The 11,203-nt window shown below is 28.8% G+C and carries 11 protein-coding genes; 8 read left to right on the top strand and 3 right to left on the bottom strand.

Going from position 1 to position 11,203, the window contains the following annotated elements; genetic code table 11:
- Positions 1–63: 63 nt before the first annotated feature.
- From ACRDDE_RS02790 to ACRDDE_RS02765, 6 genes are all read left to right on the top strand, one after another.
- On the top strand, positions 64–732 hold the full coding sequence (locus tag ACRDDE_RS02790) for an N-acetylmannosamine-6-phosphate 2-epimerase (RefSeq protein ID WP_438625387.1): 669 nt from the start codon (positions 64–66) through the stop codon (positions 730–732).
- Between the two features lie 31 nt (positions 733–763).
- Positions 764–1,633, top strand: a complete 870-nt coding sequence (locus ACRDDE_RS02785; protein WP_438625386.1) for an N-acetylneuraminate lyase — start codon at positions 764–766, stop codon at positions 1,631–1,633.
- A 98-nt stretch (positions 1,634–1,731) separates the two neighbouring features.
- The gene (locus ACRDDE_RS02780) at positions 1,732–3,237 is read left to right on the top strand and encodes a sodium:solute symporter (protein WP_438625384.1); all 1,506 of its coding nucleotides are present in this window, start codon (positions 1,732–1,734) and stop codon (positions 3,235–3,237) included.
- 12 nt (positions 3,238–3,249) lie between these two features.
- Entirely contained in the window at positions 3,250–3,765 is a 516-nt protein-coding gene (locus ACRDDE_RS02775) for a YhcH/YjgK/YiaL family protein (protein WP_438625383.1), read from the top strand.
- 10 nt (positions 3,766–3,775) lie between these two features.
- The gene (locus ACRDDE_RS02770) at positions 3,776–4,663 is read left to right on the top strand and encodes an ROK family protein (protein WP_438625381.1); all 888 of its coding nucleotides are present in this window, start codon (positions 3,776–3,778) and stop codon (positions 4,661–4,663) included.
- 19 nt (positions 4,664–4,682) lie between these two features.
- Positions 4,683–5,531: a MurR/RpiR family transcriptional regulator gene (locus ACRDDE_RS02765; protein WP_148551365.1), complete on the top strand. Its 849-nt coding sequence runs from the start codon at positions 4,683–4,685 to the stop codon at positions 5,529–5,531.
- Between the two features lie 37 nt (positions 5,532–5,568).
- Here ACRDDE_RS02765 and ACRDDE_RS02760 read toward each other — a convergent pair whose 3' ends face one another.
- Positions 5,569–6,516: a manganese-dependent inorganic pyrophosphatase gene (locus ACRDDE_RS02760; RefSeq protein WP_278656399.1), complete on the bottom strand. Its 948-nt coding sequence runs from the start codon at positions 6,514–6,516 to the stop codon at positions 5,569–5,571.
- Positions 6,517–6,624: 108 nt separating this feature from the next.
- Between ACRDDE_RS02760 and ACRDDE_RS02755 the strand changes: the two genes are divergently transcribed.
- Both ACRDDE_RS02755 and adhE read left to right on the top strand, forming a co-directional pair.
- Complete coding sequence (locus ACRDDE_RS02755; protein ID WP_021428438.1) at positions 6,625–7,227, top strand: DUF4230 domain-containing protein; 603 nt, start codon at positions 6,625–6,627, stop codon at positions 7,225–7,227.
- A gap of 233 nt (positions 7,228–7,460) precedes the next feature.
- Positions 7,461–10,091, top strand: a complete 2,631-nt coding sequence (gene adhE, locus ACRDDE_RS02750; protein ID WP_438625378.1) for a bifunctional acetaldehyde-CoA/alcohol dehydrogenase — start codon at positions 7,461–7,463, stop codon at positions 10,089–10,091.
- A 109-nt stretch (positions 10,092–10,200) separates the two neighbouring features.
- Here the strand turns inward: adhE and ACRDDE_RS02745 are convergent, their stop codons facing one another.
- Together ACRDDE_RS02745 and ACRDDE_RS02740 are read right to left on the bottom strand one after the other, a co-directional pair.
- Positions 10,201–10,539 carry a hypothetical protein gene (locus ACRDDE_RS02745; RefSeq protein ID WP_438625376.1) on the bottom strand — a complete coding sequence of 113 codons (339 nt, stop codon included), beginning with the start codon at positions 10,537–10,539 and terminating at the stop codon, positions 10,201–10,203.
- Between the two features lie 269 nt (positions 10,540–10,808).
- A complete protein-coding gene (locus tag ACRDDE_RS02740; RefSeq protein WP_021428389.1) occupies positions 10,809–11,057 on the bottom strand; it encodes a hypothetical protein in 249 nt (82 codons plus the stop codon).
- Positions 11,058–11,203: the final 146 nt, after the last annotated feature.

Genomic DNA, 11,203 nt, shown 5'->3' with positions numbered 1-11,203 from the left:
AAAAGTTTGCATGGTATTATTAAAACATAAAAAGAAAATAAATTTCAAAATGGAGATGTAGAAATGTTAGATATTATTAAAAATAAACTGATAGTATCATGCCAAGCTTTAGAAGATGAACCACTACATAGCCCATTTGTAATGGGTAAAATGGCTAGTGCAGCTAAAGAAGGTGGAGCTGTAGCAATTAGAGCTCAAGGGGTTGAAGATATAAAAGAAATTAAAAAAGCAACATCACTTCCTGTTGTAGGAATTATAAAGAGAAACTATGAAGATTCAGAAATATATATAACTCCTACAAAGAAGGAAATAGATGAACTTTTAACAACTGGATGTGAAATGATAGCAATAGATGCAACTAATCGTAAAAGACCTAATAATGAAACTTTAAAAGATCTTATCGATTATATGAAAAGTAAAAATGTTTTAATCATGGCAGATATATCCAATTACGAGGAGGGAGTAAATGCTCAAGAGTTAGGTGTAGATTGTATATCAACTACATTGTCAGGGTATACTTCGTACACTAAAAGTATAGATGGACCTGATTTTGAATTGATGAGAACACTTGTTAAGAATTTATATGTACCTATTGTTGCCGAAGGAAGGATAAATACTCCTCAAGATTTACAGGAAGCTTATAAAACAGGCGTGTATTCAGCAGTTGTAGGATCTGCAATTACAAGACCTCAAATTATTACAGCAAAATTTGCAAATGCAATAAATATATAAAAATATTATTAAAATACTGGAGGAAAGCATAATGAAAGGAATATACTCAGCATTATTAGTATCATTTGATAAGGAAGGAAATATAAATGAAAAGGGTTTAAGAGAAATAGTAAGATACAATATAGATAATTGTAAAATAGATGGACTTTATGTAGGTGGATCTACAGGAGAGAACTTTATGTTATCTACGGATGAGAAAAAGAGAATCTTTGAGATAGCTAAAGATGAAGCTAAGAATGATGTGAAATTAATAGCTCAAGTAGGATCTGTTAATTTAAAAGAAGCTGTAGAACTTGCTAAATTTACTACTGATTTAGGGTATGATGCAATAAGCGCTGTTACACCATTTTATTACAAATTTGATTTCCAAGAAATAAAACATTATTATGAAACAATAATAAATTCAGTAGATAATAAATTAATAATATATTCAATACCATTTTTAACTGGTGTTAATATGAGTTTAGACCAATTTGGTGAATTATTTGAAAATGAAAAAATAATAGGAGTTAAATTTACAGCAGCAGATTTTTACTTATTAGAAAGAATGAGAAAAAGATTCCCAGACAAACTAATATATGCTGGATTTGATGAGATGATGTTACCAGCTACTGTACTTGGAGTTGATGGAGCTATAGGTTCTACATTTAACGTAAATGGAGTTAGAGCAAGACAAATATTTGAGTTAGCTAAAGAAGGAAAAGTAGCAGAAGCTCTAGAGATACAACATATAACTAATGATTTAATAACAGATATATTAAATAATGGATTATATCAGACAATAAAAGCTATACTTGAGGAACAAGGTGTAGAAGCTGGATATTGCAGACAACCTATGAAAGAAGCTACAAATGAAATGATAGCAAATGCAAAAGAGATTAACAATAAATACTTTAAATAAATTTAAAATTTAAAATAAATAAGGGATTATAAGCTAATAACTTGCAATCCCTTAAAATTTAATTTATATAACTGAAATTATAAGGAGGGCACAATACTATGGTTGGTTTTACAATGATAGATTTTGCAATACTAGTAGTTTACTTATTGGCAGTATTACTAGCTGGACTTCATTTTTCAAAAAAAGAGATGAAAGGAAAAGAATTCTTCAAAGGTGATGGAACTATTCCTTGGTGGGTTACTTCAGTTTCGATTTTCGCAACATTATTAAGTCCAATTTCATTCTTATCATTAGCTGGTAATTCTTATGGAGGAACTTGGATACTTTGGTTTGCACAATTAGGTATATTTATTGCAATACCACTAACAATAAAATTTTTCTTACCGTTATATAGTAGGTTGGATTTAGACACAGCATACCAGTACTTAGAAATTAGATATCAAAGTAAAGGACTTAGAGTTATAGGGGCATTAATGTTTATAGCATATCAAATAGGAAGAATGTCTATAATTATGTACTTACCATCAATTGTGCTAGCAGACCTTACTGGTATATCAGTAAATGTACTTATAATAGTTATGGGTGTAATCGCGATTATTTATTCATATACAGGTGGATTAAAGTCAGTTTTATGGACAGATTTTATACAAGGGGTAGTGCTTATCGTCGGAGTAACAGGTACTCTATTTTTCTTAATATCGAATATACAAGGTGGATTTGGAACTGTTGTTGATACTCTAGCAACAGGAGAAAAATTCTTAGGTCAAAACGATGTTTTATTTGATCCTAACATATTAAAGACTAGTGTTTTTATAATATTTGTAGGAGCAGGGCTTAACACATTCTTATCTTATGTATCAAGTCAAGATATAGTACAGAGATTTACAACTACAACAGACTTGAAGGAATTAAAAAAGATGACTTACGGAAATGGTGTATTATCGATAGGGCTAGCAACTGTATTTTTCTTAATAGGAACTTGTTTATTTATATTCTATAATCAAAATCCAGAACTTGCACAAACAGTTAAGCAAGATCAAATTTTTGCTTCATATATAGCATACCAATTGCCAGTTGGAGTAACGGGAATATTATTAGCGGCAATTTATGCAGCAAGTCAATCTACTTTATCAACTGGTCTTAACTCAGTTGCAACAAGTTGGACACTAGATATACAAACTCTAATTAGCAAAGATATGAGTTTTGAAAAGCAAACAAAAATTGCACAATATATATCTCTTGGAGTAGGAATACTATCAATAGGGGTATCTATAGTATTAGCAAATGGAGAAATAAAGTCAGCATATGAATGGTTTAATAGTTTTATGGGACTAGTATTAGGTGTATTAGCAGGTATATTCGTACTAGGAGCATTTTGTAAAAATGCTACAAAGTTTGGAGCATACGCTGGGTTTGTAGTATCAGCTATAATAGTTGTTTACTTAAAATATAATGTTCCGGACGTTAGTTCTTGGGCATATTCACTTATAACAATAACAACTTCAGTTGTAGTAGGGCAAATAGCTAGTATGATACAATTGAAAGTAACTAATAAGTCTAATAATGTTAAGTCTGAGTCAACAGTTTATTATGAATCTAATTAGGAGGACTTTATAATGATATTTGGAAATATAAAACATGAGAAAACGTATTCAAATATTGAGGACGATCTAAAAGTTTGTTTTGAATATGCTAAAAAAAATGCATTATCTGAATTTGACAAAGGAAGTTACCAACTAGATGGTGAGAATATATTTGTAAATATAGTAGAATATGAAACTTGTGGAAAAGAGCAAAGATTTTGGGAAGCTCATAAAAAATATATAGATATACATCTTATGCTTGAAGGAAGCGAAATAATAGATGTTGGTTTTATTGAAAATTTAGTTCAAAAAGAGTATCAAGAAAAAGAAGACTTTTTACCGCTAGAAGGGGAGTCAACAGGGTCTATAAAATTAGAAGAAGGAGATTTTCTAGTTTGCTATCCGGAAGATGCTCATATGACAGCTATAAAGGTTAATAAAAAAAGTAGTATAAAAAAAGCTATATTTAAAGTTCGTTTAAAGTACATTAGGGAGGGTAGCTTAATACCCTCCCTAATGTACTTTATTTTAAAAATTATATTTATATAGGAGTATAGGCATGAATAAATTTATTTGTATAGACATAGGTGGAACATCTATAAAATATGGTATTTTAAGAGAGACTGGAATTATAATAGAAAAAGGAAATATGGATACCAATGCGTTGAAAGAAGGAGGTCAAGGAATATTTGAAAAAATAAAATGTATAATTAGCAAATATTTAAAAAATTATGAAGTAGAAGGTATTTGTATATCTACAGCAGGTATTGTAGATCCAAAAGATGGGAAGCTTTTATTTGCTTTAGAGCACTTAATACCTGGATATACAGGCATGGAAATTAAAAAAGAAGTTGAAAAAGAGTTTAATATAAGGTGTGAAGTAGAGAATGATGTTAATTGCGCAGGCTTAGGTGAAATGTGGTTAGGAGCTGGAAAAGGAGCATCTTCTTCGGTTTGTTTAACTATAGGAACAGGTATTGGAGGCTGTATAATTATTAATAACGAACTAATTCATGGTTTTAGCAATAGTGCAGGGGAAATAGGCTACATGAAAATAAATGGAGAGGATTTTCAAAATGTAGCATCTACAACAAGCTTGATTAAAAGAGTTGCAAGATCGAAAAATATTGCAGAAGAAGATATAGATGGCAAAATGATATTCGATATCGCAAAAAATAAAGATCAAGATTGTTTAAAAGAAATTGATTATATGATAAAATCATTAGCAATTGGAATAGCAAATTTATCATATATAATAAATCCTGAAGTAATAATTTTAGGAGGCGGAATAATGGCTCAAGAACAGTTTTTAAAGCCTAAGATAGAAGAGGAGTTAAGAAAAGAGCTTATAAAAACTATATATGAAAATACTAGAATCGAATTTGCCAAAAGACAAAATGATGCAGGTATGATAGGAGCATTATATAATTTTTTAAATAAAAAATAAATGAACAGAGGTTTTACTTATGGGAATTTTAGAAAACTTAGAGGCACCTAATTTTAAAGTTACAAAATCAGATAAAATACTTATAGAGTATATTAAAAATAATATAGAAGATGTTTTTTATAAACCTATTTCTCAAATTGCAAAAGAAAGTAATATAGGGGAAGCTACAATAACTAGATTTTCAAAAAAAATGGGATTTAGTGGTTTACAAGATTTCAAAGTTACTTTAGCACAAGAAATATCAAGTTTAAGTAAAAGTAGAAATATAATAAATAGCAATATAGAAAATAATGAACCTGTAATTGACACTGCGAAAAAACTATTAGCTACAAACATAAGTACATTAGAAAGTACAGTAGATATTATAAATGGTTCTGAGATTCATAAAAGTGCGCAATTAATAATAAATGCAAAAAGAATTTATTTTATAGGTATAGGGTACTCTGGGATAATAGCTCAAGATTCTAATTATAAATTTATGAGAATTGGATTGAATTGTTTAAGTTTTGATAGTAGCCATACTATGATAATGATGGCTTCTATAATGCAAAAAGGCGATTTGGTAATAGCTATATCTCATTCAGGGGAAACTGAAGAAATTATAAAAACTGTTGAAATGGCAAAACAAAATGAAGTAGATATAATATCTATTACTAAAAAGAAAGAATCAAGTTTAAAGAGTACCTCAGATATTCACCTTGAGTATATATCAGAAGAAACATTGTTAGAAACAGGATCTATATCATCTAAGCTTGCTCAAATATTTTTAATAGATTTAATTTACACTCAAGTTGTTAAGGAAAAGTTTAATGAAGCAATAGACATGAAAATTAAAACTACTGATGCAATAAAATCTTTAAAAAAATAATAACAAAAAAGGAGTATCTAAAGATACTCCTTTTTTGTTATATGTTTTTCTTAACAGCTTCTGTTAAATTTGGAACTAATTGTTTCTTTCTAGAAACAGCTCCCTCAACAAACACTCCTTGAGAAGCAGTAACACCAAATGCATCAGATATTATTTTATCTTCAGCTTTGTATATTAGATAAGATCCTTCTTTTATTATATCTGTAACAGCTAATACTAACATATCGAAATCAGTGCTGTTTATATAGTTTAAGAATTCATCTTGCTTATTAAGAACAGCATCTATATCTAAAGTAAATACTTGTCCTATTCCAACTTTTTTACCTTCCATATCAAAAGGTTTAAAGTCCATATTTACTATTTCTTCAACTGTAAATCCATCTAATGAAGAACCAGCTTTAAACATATCCATAGCATATTTTTCAACATCTACTTTAACTATTTTATTTAATTCTTCAACAGCTTTTTTGTCCATATCTGTAGTTGTTGGAGATTTGAATAATAAAGTATCTGATAGTATAGCAGACATTAATAATCCAGCTATCTCATAAGGTATTTCTATATTATTCTCTTTAAACATTTGAGTTATTATTGTACAAGTACATCCAACTGGCATTAATCTCATTGATAAAGGAGTAGAAGTTTGCATTCCTCCTAATTTATGATGATCAACTACTTCAACTAATTCAGCATCTTCTAAACCATCTATACTTTGTCCGTACTCATTATGATCTACTAGTACAACTTGAGGCTTACCTTCTAGTACTAAGTTAGCATCATCCTTGCATATATTTGATATAGAAGATAATACAGTTGGAGCCTCAACTTTGAAGTAGTCTAAAACGTACTGAGCTTCTTTTCTTACTTCACCTAAAGCGTAAGCTTTAGCTGTATTTCCTAATTGATTTTTTAAGTATGTTAATGATATTGATGAACAGATAGAATCTGTATCTGGGTTTTTATGACCGAAAACTAATAAAGTCATTTTAAATCTCCTTTCATATTTAAAAAAATTTATGGATTAATTTTTCTTAAGTTAACAAAATTAAAAACTTTAATCGTAGCTTATATTATATCAAAAGGAGGGAAAAATTTGCTACAAAAACACAAAAAAATTAATAAGAATAAACTTTTAATACTGTTTATATTTATAGGTATTTTAATAGGAGGGATAATTTCATCAAGACTAATTTTTTCCGAAAAACCACCACAGGACACATCTAAGGTATTAAATACAATAGAAAAAGTAGCAGAACTTTCAACTTCTAAGTACAATTATAGCAATATAGTTACTATTACTAAGGATAAAAGCTTTAAAAATATTAAAATCCCATTCACAGAAAAATCTTTTATTATAAAGTACAATGGTATAGTAAAGGGTGGCGTAAACTTAAAAGACATAACAATTGCAAACAACACGAGAAATTCAATAACTATAAACATTAATAAGTGGGGTATAATAGAACACTATATAGATGAAGAAAATGTATATATATATGATGTAAAAAATGCACTATTCAATAGAGTTGAGGTAAATGAGGTTTTAAAAGAACTATCTAATAGCAAGAAAGAATATGAAAAGAAAGTTATAGATGAAGGATTTTTGGAGGAAGTTAAGATTAGTATAAAGAAAAATTTAGAAGGTAATCTAAAGAATTTAGGATATAAAGAAGTTATTATAAATTTTAAAGAATAGTAATTGGGATCTATAAAAAAGCTGTCGATTTAATAATCAATAGCTTTTTTTATACAAAAAATTACATGAAAATAGACTTTTAAAATTCATTTTAAAAAATATTTTAACGAATAGATAAAAAATTAACGAAAAATTATTGACAATTGTTTTCTTAGGATATATTATATAAACATAAAGTTTGTTAATTAACTAACATTGATATAAATCAACTAATATCTTGGGAGGATTTTAAAATGACTAAAGAAGCTAAAAAGGTAGTGAATATGAATGGTTCAAAAGAAATCACAGCAACTGAAAAGGTTAATGATTTAGTTAAAAAAGCTAATATAGCTAAAGCTGAGATGCTGAAGTTAGATCAAGAAGCTGTAGATAAGATTGTTAAAGAAATGGCAATGAAAGGTCTTGATAAACATATAGAACTTGCTCAACTTGCTGTAGACGAAACTAAAAGGGGCGTTTTTGAAGATAAAGTAACTAAAAACATATTTGCAACTGAGTACGTTTACAATAGTATAAAGTACAAAAAAACAGTTGGTGTTATAGAGGAAAATGAAGAAGAAAATTATAAGTTAATAGCAGAACCTATAGGTGTTATAGCAGGAGTTACTCCTGTAACAAACCCAACTTCAACAACTATGTTTAAATCTATAATAGCTATGAAAAGTAGAAATCCAATTATATTTAGCTTCCATCCATCAGCTCAAAAGTCTTCATCTGAAGCTGCTAAAATAGTTAGAGATGCAGCTATATCAGCAGGAGCACCAAAAGATTGTATTCAATGGATAGAGGAGCCATCAATTGAAGCTTCAAACGCTTTAATGAAAAATGATGGAGTGTCATTAATATTAGCAACAGGGGGACCAGGTATGGTTAAAGCTGCATACTCTTCTGGAAAACCAGCTTTAGGAGTAGGAGCAGGGAACGTACCATGTTATATAGAAAAAACAGCTGATGCAAAACAAGCAGTAAATGATTTAATATTATCAAAAACATTTGATAACGGAATGATATGTGCATCAGAACAAGCTGTAATAATAGATGAAGAAATTTATGATGAAGTGGTAGGATTAATGAAATCTTATGATTGCTATTTCGTAAATAAAGAAGAAAAAGAATTATTAGAAGGATTAGTTATAAACAAAGAGAGTTGTACAATAAATGCTGACATAGTAGGACAAAGTGCTTATAAAATAGCTCAAATGGCAGGTATAAAGAATGTACCTAAAAATGCGAAAATATTAGTTGCTGAACTTGAAGGAGTTGGATATGATTATCCATTATCTAAAGAAAAATTAAGTCCAGTCTTAGCTTGTTATAAAGTAAAAGGATATAAAGAAGGAATACAAAAATGTGTAGAAATGACAGAATTTGGTGGTCTTGGACACTCTGCAGTTATACATTCAAATAGCGACGATATAATACTAGAGTTTGGGAAAAAGGTTAGAACAGGTAGATTACTTGTAAATGCACCTTCAACTCATGGAGCAATAGGTGATATATATAATGTAAATATGCCATCATTAACGTTAGGATGTGGATCTATGGGTAATAACTCAACAACAGACAATGTATCAGCAGTAAACTTAATAAACATTAAAAAAGTTACTATGAGAAGAAATAATATGCAATGGTTTAGAATACCAGAGAGAGTTTACCATGAATTTGGATCAGTTAGCTATTTAGAGAAAATGGCAGATACTAATAGAGTAATGATAGTTACAGATAGAATGATGGTTCAATTAGGATATGTAGACAAATTAACTTATCATTTAAGAAAGAGAAATAATCCAGTTATGATTGAAGTATTTTCAGATGTAGAACCAGATCCATCAGTAGATACTGTATTAAATGGTGCAAATGTTATGAGACAATTTAAGCCTGATACTATAATAGCTTTAGGTGGGGGATCATCAATGGATGCAGCTAAAGGTATGTGGTTATTCTATGAAAATCCTGAAGTTAACTTTGATGATTTAAGACTAAGATTTATGGATATAAGAAAAAGAGTATTTAAGTTCCCTAAGTTAGGAAGACAGGCAAAAATGGTAGCTATACCTACAACTTCAGGAACAGGTTCAGAAGTTACATCTTTTGCAGTAGTAACAGATAAAGTTAATAATGTAAAATATCCTTTAGCAGATTATGAGCTAACTCCAGATATAGCAATAATAGATCCTAACTTTGTTATGACAGTTCCTAAAGCTGTTACAGCAGATACAGGAGTAGACGTATTAACTCATGCAATAGAAGCATATGTTTCAGTAATGGCTACAGACTATACAGATGCATTAGCTATAAAAGCTATACAAATGGTATTTGAATATCTTCCAAGAGCATATAAAGATGGTAGTGATAAAGAAGCAAGAGAAAAAATGCACAATGCATCATGTATGGCAGGTATGGCATTTGCAAATGCATTTTTAGGAATAAATCACTCATTGGCACATAAACTAGGATCAGAGTTCCATATATCACATGGTAGATCTAATGCAATATTATTACCATATGTTATAAGATATAATGCAACTAAACCAACTAAGTTTTCAGCATTCCCTAAATATAAATCATTTGTAGCTGATAAGAAGTATGCTGAAATAGCAAAATATGTAGGGCTAAAAGCTAAAACTACAGAAGAGGGAGTTGTTAGTTTAATAGATGCTGTAAATAAATTATTAGTTGAACTTAATATACCAAGAACAATTGCTGAATGTGGGGTAAGTGAAAAAGATTTTGTAGCTGCAGTTGATAAGTTAGCTTTAGATGCATTTGATGATCAATGTACACCAGCTAACCCAAGATATCCACTTGTATCAGAATTAAAAGATATATACTTAACTGCATTTGGAAAAGTTGATAAAAAATAATAAATGAGAATTTTCAGAAAACAAATTGACTAGTAGAGAATGGTATACTATACTTTGATTATAAGTAATTAATAAAGGGGCCTATTAAGGCCCCCTTATTAATTTATAACTATAGTGCTTGTTTAGTAAAAATTACTTTTTCTTTATCGTTTTTAATAGATATACTTGAATTTGAGTAATCAATTTCAAAGTTTGCGAATGCAGAGAATAAATCAATATCTCTCATAAGATGTACTGTCATTAAATTATTTAATTTATTGAATCTAAGTATTATTGATCTAACGAATGGAAATTGTAACCTTGATGCAAAGAAAATGCTACTATCGGCACAATCTATATCTAAGCTTCTGTAATTAATATCAATAAATAAGTCTATATCGTTATCTTCCTCTCTTATAATTCTATAGTCAAATTCTGTATCTAAATTTAAATTTCCTATTTTAATCATAAACAACAACTCCTTAATAGTTATTAATAAACTATTATACTCCAAAAATTTTAAATATCAATATTATAATAAAAACGTAGCTCGGATAATTTAGATTCCTAATATATCCATTGAATAAAAAAAGAGCTTTCATCGGGGGAACGAAAGCTCACAATTGGGGAGATTGAGTTAAATATTGTTTAAATATTTATATATTATATTATTACCTCAATTTTAAGTTTTATAACACAAAAATCAAAAAAACTCCCTAAAATTTTAGGGAGAAAGAATTATTTTTTATTTATAAATTTAGGGCCTAAGTATTTTTTTATATCTTCTTCTGAAGAAAAGTCATCTAATAGTATTTCTCTGCCACTATCTTCTAATATTACTAAAACTTCGCAATCACCTTGTAAGAAGAATTTTCTAACAGTATCTTCTCTTACTTCCCTAACTTTAGTTACGTTTTTTTTCTTCTTTTCATAATCTTTTGTATAGTAACTTTCCATCATATTTATAACTTTTGTATATCTATTCATATAAAAGTACCTCCTAATAAGTTTCGAAAAAATATGTTATAATAAGTGTTTGTATTAACCTAATAATTATAACAAGGAGTATTAATAATGGCTAGCCTAAAAAAGATTGATATAGAGAAAAGCATAAATTTTGCAAAAGAAAATAA

This window comes from Paraclostridium sp. (assembly GCF_051656405.1).
GTDB lineage: Bacteria > Bacillota > Clostridia > Peptostreptococcales > Peptostreptococcaceae > Paraclostridium.
The sequence above is the reverse complement of the archived record's forward strand: the minus strand, read 5'-3'. Positions and strand labels throughout refer to the sequence as shown.